Below are 23,963 nucleotides of genomic sequence, written 5' to 3'. Positions count from 1 at the left end.
GTTGCTCAGCCCCGCCCGTGCGGCGCGGTCCAGTCCTCGTCCGGGCCGATCGGGATGATGCGATGCGGGTTCACCGTGGTGTGGCTGAAGTAATAGTGGCGGACATAATGCTCGGGGCGCACCGTCTCGGCGATGCCGGGCCATTGATACAGTTCGCGCGCCCAGCCCCACAGGTTCGGATAATCCGTCACCCGGCGGCGGTTGCACTTGAAATGCGTGTGATAGACCGCATCAAAGCGGCAGATGCTGGTGAACAGGCGCCAGTCGGCCTCGGTGATGCGATGCCCGGTCAGGTAACGGTTCACGCCCAGCAGCGCCTCGATCCAGTCGAGGCTGTCGAACAGCGGCACCACCGCGGCGTCATAGGCCGCCTGCGAGGTGGCGAACCCGGCCCGGTAGACACCGTTGTTCACCGTGTCATAGACCCGGACATTGACCTGATCGATGCGCCCGCGCAGCGATTCGGGCCAGTAATCGTCCTCGTTCCCGGTGATCCGGTCGAAGCCGGAATTGAACATGCGGATGATGTCCGCGCTTTCGTTCGACACGATGGTATCGCGCTCGCGGTCCCACAGGACCGGCACCGTCACCCGGCCCGAGGCCCTGGGATTGGCGCGCAGATAGATGTCGCGCAGGAAATCGCTGCCGAACAGGCCGTCACCGGTGGCGCCGGGGAAATCCTCGTCAAAGCTCCAGCCATCGGCCAGCATGTCGGGATGGACGACCGAAACCTCGATGTGATCGCCCAGATCCTTCAGCGCCCGGAAGATCAGGGTGCGATGCGCCCAGGGGCAGGCATATGAGACATAGAGGTGATAGCGCCCGCTTTCGGCGCGAAAGCCGCCCTCGCCGTCGGGGCCGGGGCTGCCGTCCGCCGTCACCCAGTTGCGGTATTTCGACGTGTCGCGGATGAATTCGCCGCCATGGCTCTTGGTGTCGTACCATTGATCCGCCCAGACCCCGTTGATCAGCTTGCCCATCCGTCCCCTCCGCCTGTCCTCCGGCCCGGACCGAAAATTTTCGGTCCGGCGGGAATAACCCTGCGCCCCGCCCGTAATCAGACCAGACATCCATATCACGGAAAGGGTTAATCCGATGAAAATCAAGCTTCCTCTGATCGCCGCCCTGGTCATGGCCGCCGCGCCGGCCCTGGCACAGAGCCCCGAGGCGCAGATCCGCAGCCAGTTGCGGGCGCAGGGCTTCCATTCGATCAATATCGATCGCGACGACGGGCGGATCGAGGTGTCGGCCCGGCGCGGCGGCCAGCGGGTCGAACTGGATTACAGCGCCCGGACCGGGCGGCTGCTCGACCGCGACAGCTGGCAGGTCGCGCGCGGCGACTGGTGGGGCGACGACGACGACGATCACGACCGCCGCGGCCGGCGCGGATCCAGCTTCGGGCGTGACGACGACGATGACGACGATGATCGCGGCCGTGGGCGCGGGGGCCGCGGCTTTGACCGCGACGACGATGACGACGATCGCGGTCGTCGCGGTGGCGGCCGCAGCGCCGGCCGGAGCGACCGGGACGACGACGATGGCCGCGGCCATGGCGGCGGGCGTGGCCGGGGCGGTGATCGCGACGACGACCGCGATGACGACGGCGACGACGACTGACACCCAGGCAAGGCAAGAAGAACCGGGGCAGTGACGCACCCGGCCGCCCAACCGGTGGCCGGGTGCAGCCTTGCCGCGCCTCAGGCGATGGCGGCGTCGCGGGTTTCCGAGCGCACGAACAGCAGCGCCGCCGCGCCCAGCAGCAGCAGCAGCGCAAAGACGCCGATGGCCAGATCGAAGCCGCGCGCGAAGACCATGGCCAGCAGGCTTGGCGCCAGGATGCCGCCCAGCCGCGCCATGGCGCTGGCCGTACCCATGCCGGTGCCGCGCAGATTGGTCGGGTAAAGCTCGGGCGTGAAGGCGTAAAGCGCCCCCCAGGTGCCCAGCAGCGCAAAGCTCATCAGGATCAGCGAGCCGGCGACCATCGCGGTGCCGCTGGCGATGGTGAACAGGAAACAGCCCGCCGCGCTGAGGAACAGAAAGCCCATCAGCGTGGTGCGCCGGCCCAGCGCCTCGACGCCCCAGGCGGCCAGCGCATAGCCGGGGATCTGCGCCAGCGCCAGCACCACGAGAAAGCCATAGCCGCGCACGAAGCCGAAGCCCTCGGTCGCAAGCTGGCCCGGCACCCAGATGAAGACGCCGTAATAGGACAGCGAGACAAGGAACCACACGGCCAGCACGCCGAAGGTCCGCAGCCGCAGCAGCGGCGCGAAGATCGAGGTCTCGGCCCCTTCGGGCAGCGGCGCGGGCACCAGCACGGCATCGGCAGGCAGCCCGTGGACGCCATTGGCGGTCAGCACCCGGTTGACCACCCGTTTCGCCTCGGCCGCCCGGCCCTTGCGGACCAGATACATCGGCGATTCCGGCACCCAGAGCCGCAGGAAGATGCCGATCACCGCCGGGATGGCGGCCACGGCGAAGATCCAGCGCCACGGCGCCACCGCACCCAGGCTGGCCGCGATCCAGGCGGTCAGCGCGATGACGATGGTGCCGATGGCCCAGAACCCCTCCAGCCAGACCAGCCAGCGGCCTCGGTTCCTCGGCGGCAGGAACTCGGCCATCATCGCGTAATCCACCGGCAAGGTGCCGCCCACCGCCACCCCGGTCAGAAAGCGCAACGCCAGAAGCAGGGTGAAGTCCTGCGCAAAGACCGAGGCGAGGCCAAAGACCGCATCCATCGCCACCGTGCCGATCAGCACGTTGCGCCGCCCGATCCGGTCGGCGATGCGCCCGAACCCCCAGGCGCCCACGAACATGCCAAGGAAGAACAGCGTGCCGATCTGCAGCGCCGTCACCCGCTCCAGCCCGAAGGTCGCGGCGACCGAGGGCGCGGCAAAGCCGACCGCGATCACCTGCATCGCATCGGCCGCCCAGACCAGCCCGAAGATGCCCAGAAGCCGCCACTGGAACCGCCCGGTCCCGCCCTGCGCCAGCGCCTCATCCACGGTCAACTGCATCCCCGGGCCCCTTTTCCTGCCGCGCTTTTGTCCTGCTTAGCGCCCGCGCCCGCGATCACCAAGCCTTCATTGCGGCAGCGCGGCATCGGCCCCCGGCTCGACACCGCCCGGCGCCGCCGCTAGGGTCCGCCGGCAAGAAGGAGCCCGCCCATGTTCACCATCGCCACCTGGAACATCAACTCGGTCCGACTGCGCGAGGGGCTGGTCGCCCGGCTCCTGCGCGACGAGGCGCCCGATATCCTCTGCCTGCAGGAATGCAAGTCGCCGGTCGAGAAGATCCCGACCGAACAGTTCCGCGATCTCGGCTACAGCCATATCGTCGCGCGCGGGCAGAAGGGCTATAACGGCGTCGCCATCCTGTCGCGCCTGCCGATCGAGGATGCGGGCGACCGCGACTGGGCGCGCATGGGCCATGCCCGCCATGTCGCCGCCCGGCTGGAGAACGGCGTGGTGATCCACAACATGTATGTGCCGGCCGGCGGCGACATCCCCGACCGCACGGTGAACGAGAAATTCGGCCAGAAGCTCGATTTCGTGGCCGAGATGCGCGACGTCTTCCATGCCGACCGGCCCCGGCGCGCGATCATGGTCGGCGATTTCAACATCGCCCCGCGCGAGGATGATGTCTGGTCCCACAGGCAGCTTCTGAAGATCGTCAGCCACACCCCGATCGAGGTCGAGCATCTGCTGGCCGCGCAGGATGCCGGCGGATGGGTCGACATCACCCGCCAGGACATCCCCGAGGGGCTGCTCTATTCGTGGTGGAGCTATCGCGCCCGCGACTGGGACGCCGCCGACAAGGGCCGCCGGCTGGACCACGTCTGGGCCAGCCCCGACATCGCCAATGCCGGCCACGGCAGCCGCGTGCTGCGCCCGGTGCGCGGCTGGGACCAGCCCAGCGACCACGTCCCGGTCTTCGCCAGCTTCGACCTCTAGCCCCGCGCCACGCAGGCGGAACCATCATCGGCCGGGGCCACAGGACCTGTCTTGTCGGGCACGGAATGTCGTTTGGAACCGGACCGGAAAACTCTCGCCGCAGGATTGAACCCAATCTACCGAGCGTGCCGGTGCTGCATTCTGCAGTCAAAACTTAGGCGGCCCGGAAAGGCCGGCCCTGAGCGGACCTTCGTGGAAGACGTAGCAGATGGCCGGTTCCCAGCCCGAAACCACATCAGACAGCCTCCGCCGGAGGGATGCGAAGGTGAGGGGAGATCGAATACAGTGCCGAAAAAACACCCCGACCGTTGTTAAGTCCGCTTGGCTGTAACGCTAGATTCAGAGGAGCTTCAACTGGCGAGCGCCGGAAATATGTTCTTTGACTTCGAGAATTTTGGCGTCTGTCTTCAATTTGTTGCCTGCGAGAGTCTGCGTTTCTTCGATTTCGCAGCGCAGGGTGTCGTTCTTGGAAAGGACGACTTCCGAGCGGTCCAGCCGATTCAAGAAATCCTGATCTTCCATTGAGGCGGTGAATGTGTTTGTGCCGTCGGTGAAGCGCCAGAGATAACCTTCGGCGAATTGTGCGCTAACGATTTTTACCAAGGCTTCGCGCTTCGTGGTAGTTTCTGTCTTATCATCGTCTTCCGGCTCTGGGACCTTAACCGCCGCAATGTCATCCTTGGTAAGGATGAGTTCGGGCGTTCCGTCGGGCTCTTCATCGAAGGAAACCTTGTTGATCCCCTTCGCATTGAGGGCAGTTCCGACGAATTTCTCGGTGGCCTCGCGGGTGCGGTAGTCCTCGAGAAGAACGACCGTCCGCTGGTCAACGACGATGGTCGTCGGGCCGACAGTGATCGAGGTGGTTCCGTTTCCATTCTTTTCAGTCTTGTCAGGGCGCTTGCCTCTCAGGAAGCGTAGAGCGCCAAACAGTCCGACCGTTCCCGTTGCGAGCGCGCCGCCGCCTTTTATCAGAAGGTCTAGCAGTTGGTCCGCCGCTGTGACTCGGTCTGGGTACGCGGCGACCATATCTAGAAGGTCGGTGACGAAGCTGACATCTAAGGAAAGCAGGGCAACAAAGCTGCCCTTTTCTGAGGCCCGGATTCGCAGTTTGGCTTCTGCACGATCCTGGTTAAGCGCCTGATTGGCAGCAGAAAAAAGCTCTCCAAGCGCGAGAAGCGCGGGGGCGAGATCGGCGACATCAATTTCGCCGTTCTCGACTGATGGTCCGTCAAATCCGATTTTGAAAGTGCTCACTGCCGCCCCAAACCTTTTTTGGCGGTCAGCATACGGGCGAAGCGTTAGCTTGTCATTCCGAATGTTGGAAAGTCCGAGCCGACCGAAAACTGCGCGTTCCTGACGTTCGCGCCATACGCAGCGAAAGCCGACTTACCGCCCACTTTTCGAACCCCTGACAGCCGCAGCGCATATTTTGCGCCGCCCAGCGAAGGCCCGCTTCATCCCGCCTAGCCGTCATCTGATCAACCCTTCGCGCATGGCGGCTGCACACCGACCGTCGCCCCACCGGCAGGACCTCTGACGTTGGGGCAGGACCATCCGGCCCTGTTCAACCATGTCTTGATCCACCGTTCGCAGGCTGTGTACGCGCTGTGCACATCCGGTGCCGCCCCGGTGGACGCGCCGTGCCTCGCAAAACCCGGCATTTGCTGGCCATTCCACGACCACCCCGCCGGGCAGCGCAACACGCAACGCCCGCCCGTGTTGCATCCCCCGCCGCAACGCGGCCGGGGGTCAGGACGGTTGGTTTCGGGGTCGGGGCGCTATCCCCGTCGCGCCAGCTTGGCCGATTTCTGCACCAGCATCTTGCGGCGCAGGGGCGACAGGTGGTCCACATAGAGCCGCCCGTTCAGATGGTCGATCTGGTGCTGGACGCTGACCGCCCAGAGGCCGACGAAATCGCGCTCTTCGACCTCGCCCGCCGCGTTCAGGAACCGCACCGTCACCGCCCGCGGCCGGCTGATCCGGGCCGAGACGCCGGGCAGGTTCGGGCTGGCCTCGTCATGGGCGCGCAGCTGCGCGCTGGCATGCAGGATCTCGGGATTGGCCAAGCGCAGCGCCTGCCCGCGCCTCTCCGAGGCATCGACCACCGCCAGCCGCAGCATGATGCCGATCTGCGGCGCCGCCAGCCCCACCCCCGGCATCGCCTCCATCGTGTCGATCATGTCGTCCCAGATCATCTGCACCGTCTCGGTCACGGCGGCGACCGGCCCGGCCGGCAGGTGCAGGCGGCGGTCATCATGGCCGAGGAAGGGCCGGACGGTCATGCGCGGGCCTTGGACCGGCGGCCGGGCTCAGGCACGCGCCTGCTCGCGCTTCAGCTTGACCATCCTGCGGGTGATCATCTGCCGCTTGATGGCCGAGATATGGTCGATGAACAGCACCCCGTTCAGGTGGTCCAGCTCGTGCTGGGCGCAGGTCGCCCAGAGCCCGTCGAAATCCTGCTGATGGGTCTTGCCGTCCAGCCCCAGCCAGCGCATCCGCACCTGCGCGGGCCGGGTCACGTCGGCATATTGATCGGGGATCGACAGGCATCCCTCCTCATAGACGTTCAGGTCTTCCGAGACCTGTTCGATCTCGGGATTGACCAGCACCAGAGGCGTCCGCTCGGCCTCGGGATCGCGGGTCGCGTCCATCACGAAGATGCGCTTCAGCACGCCGACCTGCGGGCCGGCCAGCCCGATCCCCGGCGCCTCGTACATGGTCGCCAGCATGTCCTCCGCCAGCGCCTCGATCTCGGGCGTGATGCGGGCGATGGGCTCGGCCACCTTCTTCAGGCGCGGGTCGGGATGGATCAGGATCGGGCGCAGGGTCATATGGGCGATTTAGGGGATGGCTTCACCAGACGCAACAACCGGCGTATGCAGGGCCTGACCGCCACAGCGACGAGGCCCCCATGACCCGCCCGGATTTCGACGAGATCATCGACCGCACCGGCACCCATTGCTCGAAATGGGACGACATGAAGGGCGCCTATGGGGTCTGCCCGGCCGAGGGCGGGTTGGCGATGTGGGTGGCCGACATGGATTTCCGCCCGCCCGCCGCCGTCCAGCGCGCGGTCGAGGCGACGGCCGCGCATGGCGTCTATGGCTATCCCGGCGCGCATGGCCCCTATCTGGACGCGATCGCGTGGTGGATGGCCAACCGCCACGGCTGGAAGGTCGATACCGGCTGGATCCTGACCACCGCCGGTCTGGTCAATGCCGTGGCGCTGGCAATCGACGCCTATACCCGGCCCGGCGACGGCGTGGCGGTGATGTCGCCGGTCTATCACGCCTTCGGCCGCGTCACCCGCGCCGCCGGGCGCGAGTTGCTGGAACTGCCGCTGGCAAATCGGGACGGCGCCTATCGCATGGACTGGTCGCGGTGGGAAACCATGCTGACCGGCCGCGAGAGACTTCTGATCCTCTGCTCGCCGCACAATCCCGGCGGACGGGTCTGGACCGAGGCGGAACTGCGCGAGGTCGCGGATTTCTGCATCCGCCACGACCTGATCCTGATCTCGGACGAGGTGCATTGCGATCTGGTCATGCCCGGCAGCCCGCGCCACCTGGTCACGGCGGCGGCGGTGCCCGAAATCGCCGACCGGCTGGTCACGCTCAATGCCGCCACCAAGACCTTCAACATCGCCGGCGCGCATCTGGGCAACGCGATCATCGCCGACGAGGGATTGCGCGCCCGCTTCAAGGCCCGGATTGCGGCGCTGTCGATCTCGCCCGGCCTGTTCGGCATGGACATGGTCACCGCCGCCTATTCCCCCGAAGGCGCGGCATGGGCCGATGCGCTGGTGGAATATCTGGACGGCAACCGGCGCCTCTTCGACGAGGGCGTGAACGCCATCCCCGGCCTGCGCTCGATGCCGCTTGAGGCGACCTATCTGGCCTGGGTCGATTTCTCGGGCACCGGGATGAGCCCGGCCGAATTCACCGCCCGCGTGGAACGGACCGCCCTGATCGCCGCCAACCACGGCGCCAGCTTCGGCCGGGGCGGCGAAACCTTCCTGCGTTTCAACCTCGCGACGCCGCGCGCGCATGTGGCCGAGGCCGTCCGCCGCCTGAAAAGCGCCTTCGCGGACCTGCAGTAATCGGCAGCGGCGCCCGACCGGCCACGGCAGGCCGCGCGTTGCAATCCGGCGCGGGCGCGATCATATAGGGGCGCGAACCGCGAACAGCCCCGGAGCATCCCGCGCATGGTCTATCTGGATTTCGAGAAGCCGCTGGCCGATATCGAGGGCAAGGCCGAAGAGCTTCGCGCCATGGCCCGCAAGGCCGAGGATGCGGTCGATGTCGAGAAAGAGGCCGCGGCGCTGGACCGGAAGGCCGGCGACCTGCTGAGAGAGCTTTACAAGAGCCTCGATCCCTGGCGGAAAACCCAGGTCGCGCGCCATCCCGACCGGCCGCATTGCCGCGACTATATCGAGGCGCTGTTCAACGAATACACGCCCCTGGCCGGGGACCGCGCCTTTGGCGACGATCACGCCGTGATGGGCGGCCTCGCCCGCTTTCGGGACCGTCCCTGCGTGGTGATCGGCCATGAGAAGGGCAATGACACCCGGACCCGGATTCACCACAATTTCGGCATGGCCCGGCCCGAGGGCTATCGCAAGGCGATCCGGCTGATGGACATGGCGCACAGGTTCGGCCTGCCGGTGGTGACGCTGGTCGATACCCCGGGCGCCTATCCCGGCAAGGGCGCCGAGGAACGGGGCCAGTCCGAGGCCATCGCCCGCTGCACCCAGAAATGCCTCGATATCGGCGTGCCGCTGGTTTCGGTCATCATCGGCGAGGGCGGCTCGGGCGGGGCGGTGGCCTTTGCCACGGCGAACCGCATCGCCATGCTGGAACATTCCATCTATTCGGTGATCTCGCCCGAGGGCTGCGCCTCGATCCTGTGGAAGGATGCCGACAAGATGCGCGACGCCGCCGAGGCGCTGCGCCTGACCGCCCAGGATCTGAAAAAGCTGGGCGTGATCGATCGCATCGTGCCCGAACCGATGGGCGGCGCGCAGCGCGATCCCGCCGCTGCCATGGCGGCCGTGGGTGACGAGATCGCGGCGATGCTGAAAGAGCTTTCAGGCCGCCAGCCCGCCGATCTGATCCGCGACCGGCGGCAGAAATTCCTGTCCATGGGATCGAAATCGCTGGCCTGAACCGCAGGCGGCAAGGTCGCGCCGTCGAACCGGCTACCACATCGTGCGGGCGGCGCGGACCGGCCATTCGGCGTCATAGGCCGGGCCACCGACCTCGTTTCCGGTCAGGTTCGCAAGGATCCGGCCGGGGCTCGGCAGGCCCTCGCTGTCATCCCGGTCTTCCCACAGCCCGGAGCGGATGACCGCCCGGGCGCATTGGAAATAGACCTCGGCGATGCGCACGACGATCACCACCCGGGGAAGGTTTCCCTGCCGCTCGAAACCCTGCAGCAGTTCCGCGTCATCGGTCAGCCGTGCCCGGCCGTTCACCCGGATCGCGTTGCCCGAGCCGCGGACCAGAAAGGTCAGGCTGACCCGCCCGTCGCGCACGATGTTCCTCAGCGAATCGATGCGGTCGTTGCCGCGCCAGTCGGGCAGTGCCAGATGCCGATCGTCCAGCGCGCGCACCACCGGCGCCTCGTCTCCGCGCGGGCTGGCATCGGTGCCCTCGGGTCCGACCGTCGCAAGCACGCAGAACCGCGCCGCCCGCAGGAACGCCGCGTAATCCGGTGTCAGGCGATCTGCCACCTTGCGCAGCGCCGTCGGCCGCGGCTCGTCATAAAGCCGCGCCAGATCGGCCTCATCCAGCCAGTTCATTGCCGGAACCCCGCCTCGGCCAGCAATCTGTCGGAATTATCCTCGATATCCGCCCGCAGCCGAGACATGAACTCGTCGCGCGGGAAATCCGGCGCGATGACCGGCAGGAACTCGACCACTGCACGCCCCGGGCGCACCCCCCAGCCCTTGCGGGGCCAGAACAGCCCGGTATTGACCGCGACCGGCACGACCGGCAGATCGGCGGCAAGGCGCAGCGTCCCGACACCGTGCTTGTAGTCGCGCCGCTCGCCCGGCCGGGTCCGGGTGCCTTCGGGATAGATGATCAGCTGGCCCAGCCCGCCGGCCGAGGCCAGCCGCGCCCTGAGCTCGCCCGCGATCGCTCGCAGGGCATCGCGGCCGCGCGCGCGGTCGATCGGAATGCAGCCGACCTTGTAGGCATACCAGCCCATGATCGGAACCCGCATCACCTCGCGCTTCATGACGAAGGCACGACGCGGCAGGGCATGGGCGATGACCAGAATATCGAAAAAGCACTGATGCTTGGCCGCGACGATGCAGTCGCCTTCGGGGGGCGTGCCGCGCAACTCGCAAGTGACGCCCAGATGCAGCCGCGCCGCCCACAGCATATAGCCGATCCAGCGCGTCGCGACCGCATTCGCGGCGTCGCGGCCCCCGAAGGCCACGAAGGGCAGCCCGGCCAGACCGATCAGCAGCGTCGCCAGCCCGACATGCAGGTAATAGAGCGCGTTCTGAAGATATTGCCACGGCCCCAGCCGGCCGGGCACGGGTGAGAGGTTCCGCATACTCATCTGACCGCGCCCAGCATGGTCAGCGCCGCCCAGCGTGTGGCGAGAAAGCCGACAGCGGCCGAGATGACCGGGATCAGCAGCGGCAACAGCCAGCCCCAGCCCTGAAAGCCCAGCCCGGTCAGAAAGCCGCCGGCCGCGCTCATGTCGGGCAGCAGGGCCACGGCCCCCATGCCCAGCAGGGTGCCGGCCGCGGCGCCGATGGCTGCGCGGCGGGTGAAGCGGCGCACGAAGGCGGTGGCGATGGTGATGTCGCGCGCACCGATCAGCCGCAGCACCCTGATCACCTGCCCGTTCGCGGCCAGCGCCGCCTTGGCCGCCAGCGCGATCATCGCCCCCGATGCGCCCGCGATCAGCAGCAGCGAAACGGCCCCCAGGACCCGCAGCCGGCTGGCCGCCGAGACCAGCGGCCGGCGCCATTGCGTATGGTCGTCGAGGATCGCACCGGGCGCTTCGGCCTCAAGCCGCAGGCGCAGGCCCTCGGCGTCGAAATCGTCGCCGGCGATGGGCAGGTCGATCAGCGCCGGAACCGGCAGCGCCGCAACCGGCATGTCGGGTCCGAACCAGGGCATCAGCAACTCGGTCACCTCATCCTCGGACAGAAGCCGCGGCCGACCGGCCCCCGGCGTTGCCTGCAGGATCTGCAGCACCGCCTGCGCCCGCGCCTCCTGTTCGGCCGCCGGGGCCGAGACGCGGACCGTCACCGACTGGCCCAGTTCCGACGACCAGCGTTCAGCGAGCCGCCCCGAGGCCAGCGCGAGGGCCAGCGCGAACACCGCGAGGAAGGCCATCGCCCCGGCCGAAAACAGGGTCAGCTGCGCCGTGATGCCGGTGGGCGGCACGATCCGGTCGCCGCTGCCGCCCTCGCTGTGCAGCAATCCCCGCCACAGCGCCCGCAGACGCAGCGCCCTGAACTCGGTTCTCCTCACAGATCCGCCCCCGCCAGTTGCAACTTCCCACCAGCGATCCGCAACACCCGCGCCGCCACCTGCGCCTTGGCGGCGCGGATCAGGTTCAGGTCATGCGTCGCCACCAGAACGGTCTTGCCCGATTTGTTCAACTCGATCAGCAACTGCATCAGCCGCATCGACATGTCCCAGTCCAGATTGCCGGTCGGCTCGTCCGCCAGCACCAGATCCGGTGACAGGATCACAGCGCGGGCCAGTGCTGCGCGCTGCCGCTCGCCCCCCGACAGCGAGGGCGGCAAGGCCCGCGCCTGCTGCCCCAGCTGGACCCAACCCAGCAGATCGCGCAGCGCGGTCATGTCCACCCCCTGCCCCGAAACCGCCAGCGGCAGGGCGACATTCTCGGCCACCGGCAGATGATCCAGAAACTGCGTGTCCTGATGCACCACCCCGACCCGGCGGCGGAGCGCGGCGATCTCGTCGCGGCCAAGCCCGCGCAGATCCTGCCCGAAGGCGGTGATGCGGCCCGAGGTCGGCAGCAGATCGGCATAAAGCAGCCGCAGCAGCGTGGTCTTGCCCGATCCCGAAGGCCCGGTCAGGAAATGGAACATCCCCGGCTGCAGGCTCAGCGTCATGCCCGACAGCAGTTCGGCCCCGTCCTGATAGCCGAAACCGGCCTCCTGCATCTCGATCAAGCCACACCCCCTCGTGTTCGGGTTCGTCCATCGGCGGCTTGGAAGCCGGCCCCGCGCTTGATAGAACAGCCACAGGACGAATGCGAGGGTCGGCATGGCTGAATTGAGGTTGATCTGTCCGGGCTGCGCCGCCCAGTACCGGCTGCCCGAGAATGCCATCCCCGCCGAGGGACGCGAGGTCGAATGCACCGCCTGCGGCCATGTCTGGCAGGCACGGCGCCTGCCGGTGCCGCAACCGGCAACCGACCGGGAACCGCAGCAGAAGCAGGCGGCGTTCGGCCCGACCCCCGAGCCCCCGCGCGAGGATCTGCCCGCGCCCTCGCCGGCCGAGCAGCAGCTGAGCCGCAAGCTGCCCGACTCGGTCCTGAACATCCTGCGCGGCGAGGTCGAGCACGAGCGCCGGGCACGGATGGCCGAGGACACGGCTTTCGGCAAGGATCAGGAAAGCCCCAGACCCATGCCGGATCCGGCGCAGCCCGACATCCCGGTCTCGGAAGGCGACTGGCCGGCGACCACGGTGGTCACCCCGGCAGGCGGTGCCGCGCCGGCCCCGGAACCACCGCAGGGCGAAAAGCCGCAAGCGCCCCGGCCGCCGGTCAGGATCCCGGCCGCGGCCGCCGCAGCAGCCACGACCGGTGCAGCAACGGCGGCCACAACATTCCCCGGGAAACCCGCTCCCGCCCCGGTCCCAGAGGCGCAGTCGATCCTGACTGATGACCAGCCGCCGCAACCGCTGACCCTGCCCCCGACGGCGCCCGAAGCGGATGGCGCCCCCTACCGGCAGGGTCTGGCGGTGGCGGCGATGGTCACGGGGATCGGCCTGGCGCTCTATCTGCTGGCCCCGGTTCTGGCCGACGCCGGCCCCCTGGGCGACGCGCTCGGCGGGCTCAGGCGGGTGGTCGACGAAGGCCGGCTTTGGCTGCAGGCACAGGTCGGCATCGTCGCGGGTTGAGGCCGGCGACCGGCGTCAGAACCGCTCGAGCAGCCGACCCAGATAGTCCCGCTCGTCCTGCGGCCGCTCGCGCTGACCGCTGCGGCGGCGGATCTCGTCCAGCAGGTCGCGCGCGCGTCTGGAGGGATCGGCACCCTCGGCCAGCGGGTCGCCCAGGGTGATCATGTTGCCGTTGCCATCCATCTGCCGGCCCAGCGGATCCAGCATCGGCCGCAGGTCCCGGGTCGTGGCATCGCTTCCTGCACGCGGGCCTTCGCCCGGCTGGCCTTCCGGCTGCTGGCCGTCCTGCCCTTCCTGGCCCTCGCCAGCCTGACGGCGGTCCTGCTGCCCCAGCATGTCGGACAGGGCCCGCATCCCCTCGCGCATCGATTCGATCGCGTCGGCCTGCCGCTGCAGCGCCCCGCCGGTATCGCCATCGCGCAGCGCCTGTTCCGCATCCTCCATCGCGCGGCCGGCCTCATCCAGTTGCCGCCCCGCCTGATCGCCCAGATCCGAGCCCTGCCCGGGTAACAGCCCGCGCTGCTGGCCAAGCTCTTCGCGCAGCTGCCGCTGACGGTCGGCAAATTCGCCCCCGCGCTCCGAGGGTTGACCCAACTGCCCCTCGCCGAACTGTTCCTGCAGGTCGCGGAAAGCCTCATCCGACAGTTGCTGCTGCTGGCGCAGGGTATCGGCCAGACCGTTCATCGACGGGTTGCCCTGCCCCTGCTGGCCTTCGCCACCCTGGGCCTGCTGGACCTGAAGGTTCTCCATCATCCGGTTGAACTGTTCCAGCAACTGCTGGGCCTCGGCCATCCGGCCCTCGTTCATCAGCCGCTGGATCTCATCCATCATCTGCTGGATCTGGTCGCCGGTGATGCGCTGCCCTCCCTGGTTCTGGGTAAAGCGCTCGGCCGGGTCGCGCTCGCCCTGCTCGGCCAGCATCCGGGTATAGGCGTCGGTCGCTTCGCGCAACTCGTCCATCAGGCGCTGGATCTCGTCGGGACTGGCGCCGTTGCGGATCGCCTCGGACAGCTTTTCCTGCGCCTGCTTCATCCGCTCCAGCGCGTCCGCCAGCCCGCCATCCTCAAGCTGGATCGCTGCCTTCCACAGCGCCTCGGCCAGCTTGTCGCGGGCTTCCCCGGACAGCGGACCGCTTTCCAGAACCCGCACCCCGCCGCGCAGCTGCAGGTAAAGCGGCTGGTCGATGAACCCGTCGGGCCGCCAGGTGATCGCGCGCAGAATCTCGGCGCTGCGCCCGGCATTCTCGCGCGACCACAGAAGATCGCGGCGCAACTCGATCAGCGCCGCCGCCCGCGGTTCGAAGAAGCGCCGCCCCGGCAGCACCATCTGCATCGGCGCGGCCGCGCCGGTCTGGTCGATCCCGTCCACCGCCTCGAGGACCAGCGTCACCGGCAGATTGGCCCAGGGGTGGCGGGACAGATCCTCGACCAGTTGCCCGCTGACCTCGCGCCGATCCCCGCCGCGCGGCAGCGGCAGGGCCAGTTCCACCGCCTCGCGCGGCTCGGGCGGCGCGGCAAGGCCAAAGCGGCGATCGACCGCGACCAGATCAAGATCGATGCGTGCCCGACCCGCCATGACGCCATGATCGTCCTCGGCCCGGAAATCCTGCACCAGCCGGCCATCCGCCCGCCGCACCGGCGCCGCACCGGCCCGGATCAGCGGCGCCAGATCGGGCAGCACCGTCACGTCGAAACGCCGGCCAGCCACCTCGATCACGCCCGACGCATCGGCCCGAAACCCGGGCGCGCGCGGATCGTCGCCGACCGCGGCGCCGATCCCCTGCGTCACCGTGACCCCGTCGCCATAGAGGCGAAAGCTGACGGCGCTGCCCCTGGGCAATTCCAGAACCTCGCCCTCGGGCAGGGCGTTCAGATAGATGGTCGGGCGCCGGGTATAAGCCGGCGGTTCGGCCCAGCCTTCCCAGCTGGGACCGACGGCGGTCCCGGTATCGCCGGCAAGTGGTCGGCTGACGGTCGCGGCAATCGCCTGAACCCCCTGCCCCATCTGCGCCGCACCGCCGAACAGCAGCGCCATCGCCAGCGCGACCAGCCCGGCCAGCCGCAGCGCGAAAGGATCGCGCCGCGCCAGGCCGGCATCCGGCCTGACCGCCCGTGCCTGCGCCGCCCGCGCCTGCATCTGCGCCAGATGCGCCTGCCACAACGCCCCCTCACCGCCGATCGCCGCGCGGTCGGCCAGCGCGGCCAGGGGCCTGTCCGGCAGGGTCCGGTCCAACCGTTCGACCGCATCGACCGCCCGCACCCGGCGATAGCTGAGCCCGCCGCGGATCGCGGCCGCGATCAGCGCGACCAGCGCCATCCCGGCCAGCCATAGCAGCGCCTGCGGCGGCACCGCCGCGACGATTCCCAGGGCAAAGGCGGCGAACAGGCAGGCCAGGATCGTTGCCACAGGCCAGAAGGCGCGGGCCCCGCGTTCCCAGACCATGCCCCAGCGGGTCAGGCGCAGGGCGCGGGCGACACGGCCCGTGGTCTTCGCGGACATGTCCGCAGGCATCCGGGGGGAAACAGCCCCCGGCTGTGACGTCCGATGCTGGCGCCGCGTCAAAGCCATCCGGGGATGGTATCGCGGGCCAGCATTTCCTCATATGTCGGTCTGGCCCTGATGACGGCGAAGTGATCGCCGCTGACCAGAACCTCGGGCACCAGCGGGCGGGAGTTGTATTCCGAGGCCATCACCGCGCCATAGGCCCCGGCCGAGCGGAAGGCGACCAGATCGCCGGCCGCCAGCCGCGACAGTTGCGTACCCTTCTGGAAGGTATCCCCCGATTCGCAAACCGGGCCGACCACGTCGAAGGGGCTGACCTCGGCGCCCGGCGCGGGCTCGGTCACCGGGACGATATCGTGATGGGCGCCATACATGGAGGGGCGCAGCAGATCGTTCATCGCCGCATCGACGATCAGGAAATCGCGGCCCTCGCCCTCTTTCAGATAGACGACCTGCGCCAGCAGCACGCCGGCATTGCCGGCGATGTTCCGGCCCGGCTCGATCTCGATCTCGCAGCCCAGGTCGCCGACGGTCTCGCGGATCACCTGCCCGTATTCGATCGGCAGGGGCGGCGCGTTGTTGTCGCGACGATAGGGGATGCCCAGCCCGCCGCCCAGATCGAGACGGCTGATCTGATGCCCGTCGGCGCGCAGCGCGCGGGTCAGATCGCCCAGCTTGGCATAGGCATGCCGGAAGGGCTCCAGATCGACCAGTTGGCTGCCGATATGCACGTCGATGCCGACCACCTTCAGCCCCGGCAGCGCCGCCGCCTCGGCATAGACCTCGCGCGCCCGGGCGATCGGGATGCCGAACTTGTTTTCCGATTTCCCGGTCGAGATCTTCTCATGCGTTTTGGCATCCACATCCGGGTTCACCCGGATCGCCACCGGCACCTGCACGCCCATGCTGACGGCCAGATCCGACAGCGCCCGCATCTCGGGTTCGCTTTCGATATTGAACTGCCGGATACCACCCTCGATGGCCTGACGCATCTCGGCCCGGGTCTTGCCGACGCCGGAAAACACGATCCGCCCGCCCGGCACGCCGGCGGCCCTCGCGCGCGCGTATTCGCCGCCCGAGACGACATCCATGCCCGCACCCAGATCGCCCAGCAGTTTCAGCACGGCGATATTGGAATTGGCCTTCACCGCGAAACAGACCAGATGATCGGTCCAGTCCAGCGCCTGCCGGAACAGGCCGAAATGGCGGGTCAGCGTGGCGGTGGAATAGACATAGACCGGTGTTCCGACCTCGGCCGCAATGCGGGTCAGCGGCACCTCCTCGGCGTGCAGGCTGCCATCCCGATAGTTGAAGTGATCCACCTACAGCTCCGTCATCACGCCGATCCGGGCATCGCCCGAGATGGTCACCCCGGTCTGCGGAGCCTCCTCGGCCGGACGCTCGGGCGGGCCGTCGACACCGCAGCCCGCCAGTCCCAGAACCGCTATCAATACCAGACGTTTCATGCCAGTCTCTCCTTCCAGCGGGTAATCTGCACGCGCACCTGATCGGGCGCCGTGCCGCCATAGCTTTGCCGCGAGGCGACCGAATTATGGACGCCCAGCACCGAATAGACCGACTGGTTGATGGCCGGGTTCACCGACTGCATCTCGGCCAGCGACAATTCGTCCAGATCGCAGCCCTTCTTCTCGGCCAGCGCGACCAGCGCCCCGGTCGCGTGATGGGCGTCGCGGAAGGGCAGCCCGGCCTCGCGCACCAGCCAGTCGGCCAGATCGGTCGCGGTCGAGAACCCGGCCGAGGCGGCGGCCTCCATATTGGCGCGATTGGCGGTCAGGTCGGACAACATGCCCCCCATCGCCGCCAGCGCCAGCATCAGGCTGTCGGCCGCGTCGAAGACCTGTTCCTTGTCCTCCTGCATGTCCTTGGAATAGGCCAAGGGCAGGCCCTTCATCACCGTGAACAGCGCCACCGTCGCCCCGAGGATCCGACCGATCTTGGCCCGGATCAGTTCGGCTGCGTCGGGATTGCGTTTCTGCGGCATGATCGACGAACCGGTCGACCACTTGTCCGACATCGACACGAAACGGAACTGGGCCGAGGACCAGATCACCAGTTCTTCCGCCAGCCGCGACAGGTGCACGGCGCAGATCGAGGCCGCCGACAGGAACTCCAGCGCGAAATCGCGGTCGCTGACGGCATCGAGGCTGTTGGCCATCGGCCGGTCGAACTCCAGCGCGCTTGCGGTCATCGCACGGTCCAGCGGATAGCCGGTCCCGGCCAGCGCCGCAGCGCCCAACGGTGATTCGTTCATCCGTGCGCGGGCATCGCGGAACCGGCCCAGATCGCGGCCGAACATCTCGACATAGGCCATCATGTGATGCCCCCAGGTCACCGGCTGGGCGGTCTGCAGATGGGTGAAGCCCGGCATCACCCAGTCGGCGCCGCTCTCTGCCTGCGCCAGCGCCGCGCGGATCAGCGCCTGAAGTCCCGCGATTGCCGCATCGCATTGATCGCGCACCCAGAGCCGGAAATCCGTCGCCACCTGATCGTTGCGCGACCGCCCGGTATGCAGCCGGCCGGCGGGCTCGCCGATGATCTCCTTCAGCCGCGCCTCGACATTCATGTGAATGTCCTCAAGCGCGGTCGAGAAGGGAAAATTCCCCGCCTCGATTTCTGACAAGACGGTGAGCAGCCCTTCCCCGATGGCCTTTGCATCGCTATCGCTGATGATGCCTTGTGCCGCCAGCATGGCGGCATGGGCCCGGCTGCCCCGGATATCCTGGGCGTAAAGCCGCCGGTCGAAGCCGATCGAGGCGTTGATCGCCTCCATGATCGCGTCGGGTCCGGCGGCAAAGCGTCCGCCCCACATGCTGTTGGCGGCGTCCTTGGTCTGGGGCCGGTCGGTCATATCAGGTCCTTCGGAGGTCTCATGCTGCGTTCATTCCTGCTTTATACGGCACTGGTTTTCGGTGCAAATGCCGCTTTCGCGGGCGAGGTGGACTGGGCGGCGGCGCATGGTGCCGGGCTGGTCAAGCTGGTTCCGAACGAGGACCGTCCGGCGGTGCCCGATACCGAATTCACCGACCCCGAGGGCGGCAGCCACAGCCTTGCGGATTATCGTGGCAAGGTCGTCCTGCTGAACTTCTGGGCGACCTGGTGCGCCCCCTGCCGCGAGGAAATGCCGTCCCTGGACAGACTGCAGACCGATATGGGCGGCGAGGACTTCCAGGTCGTGACCGTCGCCACCGGCCGCAACCCACCCGCGAAGATCGACAAGTTCTTCGAGGAAACCGGGGTCCGGAACCTGCCCGTGCTGCTGGATCCGAAGCAGCAGCTGGCCCGCGATCTGGGCGTTCTGGGCCTGCCCGTGACGGTGCTGATCGACCGCGAGGGCCGCGAGGTGGCGCGGCTGATCGGCGACGCCGACTGGGCCAGCGAGCCCGCCAGGCAGGTCATCCGGCAGATGACAGCCGACTGACCTCGGCATGGCGCGGGCAGCCGGTCATGTGGTCATTGACCATGCCGGTCGCCTGCATGAAGGCATAGGTGATGACCGGCCCGCAGAAGTTGAAGCCGCGCTTCTTCAGCGCCTTCGACATGGCGGTCGATTCGGGGGTCGAGGCCGGAACCTCGGCCATGCTGGCGAAGTCGTTCCGAATCGGGGCGCCGCCGACAAAGGACCACAGCCATGGCGTGAACCCCTCGACCTCCTCGATCTCGAGGAACAGCCGCGCACCCTTGACCGTCGCCGCGATCTTGCCGCGATGGCGGATGATGCCGGGGTTCTGCAGCGCGCGGTCGATCCGCGCCTCGTCCCAGCGGGCCACGCGTTCGGGGTCGAAACCCTCGAATTCCTCGCGGAACCCCTCGCGCTTGCGCAGGATGGTGATCCAGCTCAACCCGGCCTGAAACCCGTCCAGCACCAGCTTTTCCCACAGCGCGCGCGGGTCATGTTCGGGCACGCCCCATTCCTCGTCGTGATAGGCGACATAAAGCGGATCGGTCCCGCACCAGCTGCAGCGCGCCATGGCCTGTTAACCCTGAGTCCAGAAAATCCTGCAAGTTGACGCAAAATTAGGGAAACATGGCGAGAGTGCAAGGAAACCTGTCCGTAGAAGAGGCCTGATGTGAACAACGGCACCACGCCCCAAGGATCGCCGCTGGATTATGCCGTCGACCGGCAAAGCCGGCTGACCCTGCCTGCCGTGCGTGCCGCGGTCGAACGCGGTCATGGCGTGCTGGCCTATCAGCCCATTGTTCAGGCGCAGCGGACCGAACGCGCGGCCTTCTATGAAGGGCTGATCCGCATCATCGACGACAGCGGCCGCATCGTGCCGCTGAAGGATTTCATGCCCGTCGCCGAAACCACCGAACTCGGGCGCCAGATCGACTGCCTGTCGCTGTCGCTGGGGCTCGAGGCCCTGATGGAGGATCCGTCGCTGCGCCTGTCGATCAACATGTCGGCGCGCTCGATCGGCTATCCCGACTGGCTGCGCCTGCTGCGCGAGGGCATCGCCGAGGATCCGCATGTCGGCGAAAGACTGATTCTGGAAATCACCGAAAGCTCGGCCATGGGGATGCCGGGTCAGGTGCAGAACTTCATGCGCGAGGTCCAGCGGCATGGGGTTTCGCTGGCGCTGGACGATTTCGGCGCAGGCTACACCTCCTTCCGCTATCTGCGTGACTTCTGCTTCGACATGATCAAGATCGACGGCCAGTTCATCCGCGAGATCGCCGAACACCCGGACAATCAGGTCCTGACCCGCGCGCTGATGTCCATCGCGCAGCATTTCGACATGTTCACCGTCGCCGAATCGGTCGAGACGGCCGAGGATGCCAGCTTCCTGATCGATAACGGCATCGACTGCCTGCAAGGCTATTATTTCGGGGCGCCGACCATCGCCCCGCCGTGGAAAAACCCGCCATCGATCGCACGACGCTGAGGTTCCCGGCCTCGCCGGCAGGTTCCGCCCCGGAAGAGGGGGCCCGCGCGGGCCGAGGGTTGCACCATCCGCAAAGCACATCTGTTCTGAACGGTTTGGCCCGCGATGCGCTTGACGCGACGGCACGAACCCGCATCCTAGCCGCGATTCGCCGATGTTCCGGCGTCGAGGGGAAGGAGCCCGACATGACCAAAGCCGTTATCGTATCAGCCGCCCGCACGCCGGTCGGCAGTTTTCTTGGATCATTCGCCAATGTGCCGGCCCACGACCTCGGCGCGGTCGTCCTGAAGGAGGTCGTCTCTCGCGCCGGGGTGGACCCCGCCGAGGTCAGCGAAACCATCCTGGGGCAGGTGCTGACCGCCGCCCAGGGCCAGAACCCGGCGCGCCAGGCGCATATCAATGCCGGCCTGCCCAAGGAAGCGCCGGCATGGCTGCTGAACCAGGTTTGCGGCTCGGGGCTGCGCGCCGTCGCGCTGGCGGCCCAGCAGGTCTGCCTGGGCGATGCCGATATCGTTCTGGCCGGCGGCCAGGAAAGCATGTCGCTGTCTGCGCATGCCTCGTATCTGCGCGCCGGGCAGAAGATGGGCGACATGCAGGCCGTGGACACGATGATCCGCGACGGGCTGTGGGACGCCTTCAACAACTACCACATGGGCCAGACGGCCGAGAACGTGGCCGAGAAATGGCAGATCAGCCGCGAGCAGCAGGACGAATTTGCCGTGGCTTCGCAGAACAAGGCCGAGGCGGCACAGAAGGAAGGCCGTTTCAACGACGAGATCGTCGGCTATACCGTCAAGTCCCGCAAGGGCGACATCGTGGTCGACAAGGACGAGTATATCCGTCACGGCGCCACCATCGAGGCGATGCAGAAGCTGCGCCCGGCCTTCACCAAGGACGGATCGGTGACCGCCGCCAACGCCTCGGGTCTGAACGATGGCGCCGCCGCGGTGATGGTCATGACCGAGGATGAGGCGAATCGCCGCGGCCTGACCCCGATTGCCCGCATCGCCTCTTACGCGACCGCCGGCCTCGACCCGGCGATCATGGGCACCGGCCCGATCCCGGCCAGCCGCAAGGCGCTGGAAAAGGCCGGCTGGTCGGTCGGCGACCTGGAACTGGTCGAGGCGAATGAGGCCTTCGCCGCGCAGGCCTGCGCGGTCAACAAGGACATGGGCTGGGATCCGTCGATCGTGAACGTGAACGGCGGCGCCATCGCCATCGGCCACCCGATCGGCGCTTCCGGCTGCCGGATCCTGAATACGCTTCTGTTCGAGATGAAGCGCCGCGATGCCCGGAAGGGTCTGGCGACGCTGTGCATCGGCGGCGGCATGGGCGTCGCCCTGTGTCTCGAACGCTGACGGACGATCCTGCGCGCAATCATGTTGCGCGCAGACGCCCCGTTGGGTAGCAAGATTTCAACGACTCTAACGGAAGGAGGGATCCATGTCGAAAGTTGCTCTGGTGACAGGGGGGTCGCGCGGCATCGGCGCGGCAATTTCGAAGGCACTGAAAGAGGCCGGCTACACCGTTGCGGCGAACTATGCCGGCAATGACGACGCCGCCAAGGCCTTTACCGCGGAAACCGGGATCAAGACCTACAAATGGTCGGTCGCCGATTACGACGCCTGCGCCGCCGGCATCAAGCAGGTCGAGGACGAACTGGGTCCGGTCGCCGTGCTGGTCAACAATGCCGGCATCACCCGCGACTCCATGTTCCACAAGATGACGCCGCAGCAGTGGAAAGAGGTCATCGACACCAACCTGACGGGCCTGTTCAACATGACCCATCCGGTCTGGGGCGGGATGCGTGACCGCAAGTTCGGCCGGGTGATCAACATCAGTTCGATCAACGGGCAGAAGGGCCAGGCCGGCCAGGCCAACTATTCCTCGGCCAAGGCGGGCGATCTGGGCTTTACCAAGTCGCTGGCACAGGAAGGTGCGCGGGCGGGCATCACCGTCAACGCCATCTGCCCCGGCTATATCGGCACCGAGATGGTTCGCGCCATCGACGAGAAGGTCCTGAACGAGCGGATCATCCCGCTGATCCCGGTCGGCCGTCTGGGCGAGCCCGAGGAAATCGCCCGCTGCGTGGTGTTCCTGGCCTCCGACGGGGCCGGCTTCATCACCGGCTCGACGATCAGCGCCAATGGCGGCCAGTTCTTCGTCTGAGCCAGCCAGCCCGGCAACGAGAGAGGCCCGCGCAGTTTGCGCGGGCCTTGTTCATAACTCTGTCACTGTTCAACGGATCAATGGGACAGGCGGGTGATTTCTTCCTTGAGGCGAAGCTTTTCCCGTTTCATCGCGGTAATCTCAAGATCGCTGGCCCCCGGACTTCTCTGAGCCTTTTCAACGGCGTCCGAAAGGGTCTGGTGCTTCCTGCGCAGCTCCTCGACATGGGAAGTAACCGACATCGCGTCCTCCTCTGTGGTTGTGTCGAACCAAGGGATTGCAGCACAGCTTTCCGTGTTTGTCACGAGACTTTCGCAAACAGCCTCGTGAGCGTGTCGCCATGCCGCAGCACCGCCTGCGCGGCGGGCGTCAGATCCTCGCCATCGGCCTCGTGCCGGGTGCCCGCGTGCAGGATCAGCGGTGCCAGCAGGCGCAGCGGGCCGCGCGCGCCCTTGCGCGCCGTCAGCAGAATCCGCCCGGCCTCGCGCCCGGCGCGCGCGGCCAGGGGCAGGATCGTGACCGCGCCGGCCCGCCCCGACAGCGCGGCCAGAACGTCCTGAAGCCGGTCCGCGCGCTGGATCAGCGTCAGGACGCCACCGGGCCGCAGCCGCCTCAGCCCGGCGTCGATCCAGAGGGCCAGCGGCGTCGCCTCCTGCCGCGCGGCGGCGCGCCCCGGCTGCGGCGCCGAGGTGCCGGACAGGAAATACGGGGGGTTGGCGATGACGTGATCGAGGCTCTGCCCGCGCAACTCGGGTGGCGGGTCCGCAAGATCGCCGGTCAGCACCGTCAGGGCGATGCCGTTGGCCGCGGCATTGCGACGCGCCAGATCGGCATAGTCGGCCTGCCGTTCCAGCCCGATCAGCCGCAGGCCGGGAACGCGCCAGCCGAGGCAGAGGCTGGCGACCCCCGCGCCGCAGCCCAGTTCCAGCACCGATTCGCCGGGGCTTGCGGGGCAGGCGGCGGCCAGCATCACCGCATCGGCGCCCGAGCGATAGCCCCGCGCCGGCTGGGCAATCCGCAACCGACCGCCTAGAAAGCCGTCCTCGCGGCTGTCAGTCATCCAGCCCGGCATCGCGCAGGATGGCGCGGGCCATGAACTCGTCGCGGGAGGCGACCATGATCCGGCGCGGCAGTATGCCGATTGATCCTTCCAGCACGCTCATGTGCTGATCCATCTCGAAAGCCATGATGCCCTCGGCCCCCAACAGGCCCAGGACGCGCGAGATGCGGACGGGATCGGTGCTGCGCAATAGCTCTTTCATGGCTCAATAGGTAAGCGGCGGTTGCGAATTTGTCGATGGCGTGGCAATGCGTTGGGC

26 protein-coding genes are annotated in these 23,963 nt (G+C 67.6%); 9 read left to right on the top strand and 17 right to left on the bottom strand.

Annotated elements, in window-relative coordinates; genetic code table 11:
- Nucleotides 1-5: 5 nt before the first annotated feature.
- Nucleotides 6-980: a glutathione S-transferase family protein gene (locus tag KNW02_RS02525; RefSeq protein ID WP_216031677.1), complete on the bottom strand. Its 975-nt coding sequence runs from the start codon at nucleotides 978-980 to the stop codon at nucleotides 6-8.
- Between the two features lie 115 nt (nucleotides 981-1,095).
- Between KNW02_RS02525 and KNW02_RS02520 the strand changes: the two genes are divergently transcribed.
- Nucleotides 1,096-1,617, top strand: a complete 522-nt coding sequence (locus tag KNW02_RS02520; protein ID WP_216031676.1) for a PepSY domain-containing protein — start codon at nucleotides 1,096-1,098, stop codon at nucleotides 1,615-1,617.
- Between the two features lie 80 nt (nucleotides 1,618-1,697).
- On the opposite strand, the gene KNW02_RS02515 is transcribed toward KNW02_RS02520, so the two are convergent.
- Nucleotides 1,698-3,014 carry an MFS transporter gene (locus KNW02_RS02515; RefSeq protein WP_216031675.1) on the bottom strand — a complete coding sequence of 439 codons (1,317 nt, stop codon included), beginning with the start codon at nucleotides 3,012-3,014 and terminating at the stop codon, nucleotides 1,698-1,700.
- Nucleotides 3,015-3,164: 150 nt separating this feature from the next.
- On the opposite strand from KNW02_RS02515, the gene KNW02_RS02510 reads away from it, so the two are divergent.
- The gene (locus KNW02_RS02510; protein WP_216031674.1) at nucleotides 3,165-3,950 is read left to right on the top strand and encodes an exodeoxyribonuclease III; all 786 of its coding nucleotides are present in this window, start codon (nucleotides 3,165-3,167) and stop codon (nucleotides 3,948-3,950) included.
- Between the two features lie 339 nt (nucleotides 3,951-4,289).
- Here KNW02_RS02510 and KNW02_RS02505 read toward each other — a convergent pair whose 3' ends face one another.
- The 3 genes from KNW02_RS02505 to def (KNW02_RS02495) form a co-directional block, all read right to left on the bottom strand.
- Nucleotides 4,290-5,204, bottom strand: coding sequence for an LAPAL motif-containing putative phage structural protein (locus tag KNW02_RS02505; protein ID WP_216031673.1), 915 nt, complete (start codon nucleotides 5,202-5,204; stop codon nucleotides 4,290-4,292).
- A 524-nt stretch (nucleotides 5,205-5,728) separates the two neighbouring features.
- Nucleotides 5,729-6,232: a peptide deformylase gene (def, locus tag KNW02_RS02500; RefSeq protein ID WP_216031672.1), complete on the bottom strand. Its 504-nt coding sequence runs from the start codon at nucleotides 6,230-6,232 to the stop codon at nucleotides 5,729-5,731.
- Nucleotides 6,233-6,259: 27 nt separating this feature from the next.
- Nucleotides 6,260-6,781 carry a peptide deformylase gene (gene def / locus KNW02_RS02495; protein WP_216031671.1) on the bottom strand — a complete coding sequence of 174 codons (522 nt, stop codon included), beginning with the start codon at nucleotides 6,779-6,781 and terminating at the stop codon, nucleotides 6,260-6,262.
- 80 nt (nucleotides 6,782-6,861) lie between these two features.
- On the opposite strand from def (KNW02_RS02495), the gene KNW02_RS02490 reads away from it, so the two are divergent.
- Complete coding sequence (locus KNW02_RS02490; protein ID WP_216031670.1) at nucleotides 6,862-8,049, top strand: MalY/PatB family protein; 1,188 nt, start codon at nucleotides 6,862-6,864, stop codon at nucleotides 8,047-8,049.
- A 105-nt stretch (nucleotides 8,050-8,154) separates the two neighbouring features.
- A complete protein-coding gene (locus tag KNW02_RS02485; RefSeq protein WP_216031669.1) occupies nucleotides 8,155-9,114 on the top strand; it encodes an acetyl-CoA carboxylase carboxyltransferase subunit alpha in 960 nt (319 codons plus the stop codon).
- Nucleotides 9,115-9,147: 33 nt separating this feature from the next.
- Here KNW02_RS02485 and KNW02_RS02480 read toward each other — a convergent pair whose 3' ends face one another.
- Genes KNW02_RS02480 through KNW02_RS02465 form a run of 4 tightly spaced genes read right to left on the bottom strand, consistent with a single transcriptional unit; the run spans nucleotide 9,148 to nucleotide 12,117 of the window.
- On the bottom strand, nucleotides 9,148-9,750 hold the full coding sequence (locus tag KNW02_RS02480; RefSeq protein ID WP_216031668.1) for a pyridoxamine 5'-phosphate oxidase family protein: 603 nt from the start codon (nucleotides 9,748-9,750) through the stop codon (nucleotides 9,148-9,150).
- Nucleotides 9,747-10,520 (bottom strand): lysophospholipid acyltransferase family protein, encoded by a 774-nt coding sequence (locus tag KNW02_RS02475; protein WP_252733359.1) that lies wholly within the window; start codon nucleotides 10,518-10,520, stop codon nucleotides 9,747-9,749. The genes KNW02_RS02480 and KNW02_RS02475 overlap by 4 nt, the downstream gene beginning before the upstream one ends.
- Nucleotides 10,517-11,446 (bottom strand): cell division protein FtsX, encoded by a 930-nt coding sequence (locus KNW02_RS02470; protein WP_348524666.1) that lies wholly within the window; start codon nucleotides 11,444-11,446, stop codon nucleotides 10,517-10,519. The genes KNW02_RS02475 and KNW02_RS02470 overlap by 4 nt, the downstream gene beginning before the upstream one ends.
- The gene (locus KNW02_RS02465) at nucleotides 11,443-12,117 is read right to left on the bottom strand and encodes a cell division ATP-binding protein FtsE (protein WP_431356729.1); all 675 of its coding nucleotides are present in this window, start codon (nucleotides 12,115-12,117) and stop codon (nucleotides 11,443-11,445) included. The genes KNW02_RS02470 and KNW02_RS02465 overlap by 4 nt, the downstream gene beginning before the upstream one ends.
- A 94-nt stretch (nucleotides 12,118-12,211) precedes the next feature.
- Between KNW02_RS02465 and KNW02_RS02460 the strand changes: the two genes are divergently transcribed.
- On the top strand, nucleotides 12,212-13,069 hold the full coding sequence (locus tag KNW02_RS02460; protein WP_252733358.1) for a zinc-ribbon domain-containing protein: 858 nt from the start codon (nucleotides 12,212-12,214) through the stop codon (nucleotides 13,067-13,069).
- A gap of 15 nt (nucleotides 13,070-13,084) precedes the next feature.
- Here the strand turns inward: KNW02_RS02460 and KNW02_RS02455 are convergent, their stop codons facing one another.
- Genes KNW02_RS02455 through argH form a run of 4 tightly spaced genes read right to left on the bottom strand, consistent with a single transcriptional unit; the run spans nucleotide 13,085 to nucleotide 18,440 of the window.
- Nucleotides 13,085-15,568 (bottom strand): DUF4175 domain-containing protein, encoded by a 2,484-nt coding sequence (locus KNW02_RS02455; protein WP_252733356.1) that lies wholly within the window; start codon nucleotides 15,566-15,568, stop codon nucleotides 13,085-13,087.
- 59 nt (nucleotides 15,569-15,627) lie between these two features.
- The gene (lysA, locus tag KNW02_RS02450; protein WP_216031667.1) at nucleotides 15,628-16,893 is read right to left on the bottom strand and encodes a diaminopimelate decarboxylase; all 1,266 of its coding nucleotides are present in this window, start codon (nucleotides 16,891-16,893) and stop codon (nucleotides 15,628-15,630) included.
- The gene (locus KNW02_RS02445; protein ID WP_216031666.1) at nucleotides 16,894-17,037 is read right to left on the bottom strand and encodes a lipoprotein; all 144 of its coding nucleotides are present in this window, start codon (nucleotides 17,035-17,037) and stop codon (nucleotides 16,894-16,896) included.
- A complete protein-coding gene (argH, locus tag KNW02_RS02440) occupies nucleotides 17,034-18,440 on the bottom strand; it encodes an argininosuccinate lyase (RefSeq protein ID WP_216031665.1) in 1,407 nt (468 codons plus the stop codon). Before argH ends, KNW02_RS02445 begins: the two co-directional genes overlap by 4 nt.
- A gap of 21 nt (nucleotides 18,441-18,461) precedes the next feature.
- On the opposite strand from argH, the gene KNW02_RS02435 reads away from it, so the two are divergent.
- The gene (locus tag KNW02_RS02435) at nucleotides 18,462-19,010 is read left to right on the top strand and encodes a TlpA disulfide reductase family protein (protein WP_216031664.1); all 549 of its coding nucleotides are present in this window, start codon (nucleotides 18,462-18,464) and stop codon (nucleotides 19,008-19,010) included.
- On the opposite strand, the gene KNW02_RS02430 is transcribed toward KNW02_RS02435, so the two are convergent.
- Nucleotides 18,985-19,560, bottom strand: coding sequence for a DNA-3-methyladenine glycosylase I (locus KNW02_RS02430; protein ID WP_216031663.1), 576 nt, complete (start codon nucleotides 19,558-19,560; stop codon nucleotides 18,985-18,987). The genes KNW02_RS02435 and KNW02_RS02430 overlap by 26 nt on opposite strands.
- A 99-nt stretch (nucleotides 19,561-19,659) precedes the next feature.
- Here KNW02_RS02430 and KNW02_RS02425 point away from each other — a divergent pair, with 99 nt between their 5' ends.
- From KNW02_RS02425 to phbB, 3 genes are all read left to right on the top strand, one after another.
- Nucleotides 19,660-20,475 carry an EAL domain-containing protein gene (locus tag KNW02_RS02425; protein WP_216031662.1) on the top strand — a complete coding sequence of 272 codons (816 nt, stop codon included), beginning with the start codon at nucleotides 19,660-19,662 and terminating at the stop codon, nucleotides 20,473-20,475.
- 185 nt (nucleotides 20,476-20,660) lie between these two features.
- The gene (locus tag KNW02_RS02420; protein ID WP_216031661.1) at nucleotides 20,661-21,833 is read left to right on the top strand and encodes an acetyl-CoA C-acetyltransferase; all 1,173 of its coding nucleotides are present in this window, start codon (nucleotides 20,661-20,663) and stop codon (nucleotides 21,831-21,833) included.
- An 85-nt stretch (nucleotides 21,834-21,918) separates the two neighbouring features.
- The gene (gene phbB / locus KNW02_RS02415) at nucleotides 21,919-22,644 is read left to right on the top strand and encodes an acetoacetyl-CoA reductase (protein WP_216031660.1); all 726 of its coding nucleotides are present in this window, start codon (nucleotides 21,919-21,921) and stop codon (nucleotides 22,642-22,644) included.
- A 77-nt stretch (nucleotides 22,645-22,721) separates the two neighbouring features.
- Here phbB and KNW02_RS02410 read toward each other — a convergent pair whose 3' ends face one another.
- The 3 genes from KNW02_RS02410 to KNW02_RS02400 are packed head-to-tail and all read right to left on the bottom strand — an operon-like array spanning nucleotide 22,722 to nucleotide 23,906.
- Complete coding sequence (locus KNW02_RS02410) at nucleotides 22,722-22,886, bottom strand: YdcH family protein (protein ID WP_216031659.1); 165 nt, start codon at nucleotides 22,884-22,886, stop codon at nucleotides 22,722-22,724.
- Nucleotides 22,887-22,945: 59 nt separating this feature from the next.
- Nucleotides 22,946-23,704: a tRNA1(Val) (adenine(37)-N6)-methyltransferase gene (locus KNW02_RS02405; protein ID WP_216031658.1), complete on the bottom strand. Its 759-nt coding sequence runs from the start codon at nucleotides 23,702-23,704 to the stop codon at nucleotides 22,946-22,948.
- Entirely contained in the window at nucleotides 23,697-23,906 is a 210-nt protein-coding gene (locus KNW02_RS02400; RefSeq protein WP_216031657.1) for a putative signal transducing protein, read from the bottom strand. Before KNW02_RS02400 ends, KNW02_RS02405 begins: the two co-directional genes overlap by 8 nt.
- Between the last annotated feature and the right edge of the window lie 57 nt (nucleotides 23,907-23,963).

Source organism: Paracoccus marinaquae, from assembly GCF_018860165.1.
GTDB classification, from domain to species: Bacteria; Pseudomonadota; Alphaproteobacteria; order Rhodobacterales; family Rhodobacteraceae; genus Paracoccus; species Paracoccus marinaquae.
Note: the sequence above shows the minus strand (reverse complement) of the source record. Positions and strands in the feature narration are given on the sequence as shown.

Coding starts and splice junctions, on each gene's coding strand:
- KNW02_RS02525 (WP_216031677.1), bottom strand. CDS start 980: ATGGGCAAGCTGATCAACGGGGTCTGGGCGGATCAATGGTACGACACC.
- KNW02_RS02520 (WP_216031676.1), top strand. CDS start 1,096: ATGAAAATCAAGCTTCCTCTGATCGCCGCCCTGGTCATGGCCGCCGCG.
- KNW02_RS02515 (WP_216031675.1), bottom strand. CDS start 3,014: ATGCAGTTGACCGTGGATGAGGCGCTGGCGCAGGGCGGGACCGGGCGG.
- KNW02_RS02510 (WP_216031674.1), top strand. CDS start 3,165: ATGTTCACCATCGCCACCTGGAACATCAACTCGGTCCGACTGCGCGAG.
- def (WP_216031672.1), bottom strand. CDS start 6,232: ATGACCGTCCGGCCCTTCCTCGGCCATGATGACCGCCGCCTGCACCTG.
- def (WP_216031671.1), bottom strand. CDS start 6,781: ATGACCCTGCGCCCGATCCTGATCCATCCCGACCCGCGCCTGAAGAAG.
- KNW02_RS02490 (WP_216031670.1), top strand. CDS start 6,862: ATGACCCGCCCGGATTTCGACGAGATCATCGACCGCACCGGCACCCAT.
- KNW02_RS02485 (WP_216031669.1), top strand. CDS start 8,155: ATGGTCTATCTGGATTTCGAGAAGCCGCTGGCCGATATCGAGGGCAAG.
- KNW02_RS02480 (WP_216031668.1), bottom strand. CDS start 9,750: ATGAACTGGCTGGATGAGGCCGATCTGGCGCGGCTTTATGACGAGCCG.
- KNW02_RS02475 (WP_252733359.1), bottom strand. CDS start 10,520: ATGAGTATGCGGAACCTCTCACCCGTGCCCGGCCGGCTGGGGCCGTGG.
- KNW02_RS02460 (WP_252733358.1), top strand. CDS start 12,212: ATGGCTGAATTGAGGTTGATCTGTCCGGGCTGCGCCGCCCAGTACCGG.
- KNW02_RS02455 (WP_252733356.1), bottom strand. CDS start 15,568: ATGTCCGCGAAGACCACGGGCCGTGTCGCCCGCGCCCTGCGCCTGACC.
- KNW02_RS02445 (WP_216031666.1), bottom strand. CDS start 17,037: ATGAAACGTCTGGTATTGATAGCGGTTCTGGGACTGGCGGGCTGCGGT.
- argH (WP_216031665.1), bottom strand. CDS start 18,440: ATGACCGACCGGCCCCAGACCAAGGACGCCGCCAACAGCATGTGGGGC.
- KNW02_RS02435 (WP_216031664.1), top strand. CDS start 18,462: ATGCTGCGTTCATTCCTGCTTTATACGGCACTGGTTTTCGGTGCAAAT.
- KNW02_RS02430 (WP_216031663.1), bottom strand. CDS start 19,560: ATGGCGCGCTGCAGCTGGTGCGGGACCGATCCGCTTTATGTCGCCTAT.
- KNW02_RS02420 (WP_216031661.1), top strand. CDS start 20,661: ATGACCAAAGCCGTTATCGTATCAGCCGCCCGCACGCCGGTCGGCAGT.
- phbB (WP_216031660.1), top strand. CDS start 21,919: ATGTCGAAAGTTGCTCTGGTGACAGGGGGGTCGCGCGGCATCGGCGCG.
- KNW02_RS02410 (WP_216031659.1), bottom strand. CDS start 22,886: ATGTCGGTTACTTCCCATGTCGAGGAGCTGCGCAGGAAGCACCAGACC.
- KNW02_RS02405 (WP_216031658.1), bottom strand. CDS start 23,704: ATGACTGACAGCCGCGAGGACGGCTTTCTAGGCGGTCGGTTGCGGATT.
- KNW02_RS02400 (WP_216031657.1), bottom strand. CDS start 23,906: ATGAAAGAGCTATTGCGCAGCACCGATCCCGTCCGCATCTCGCGCGTC.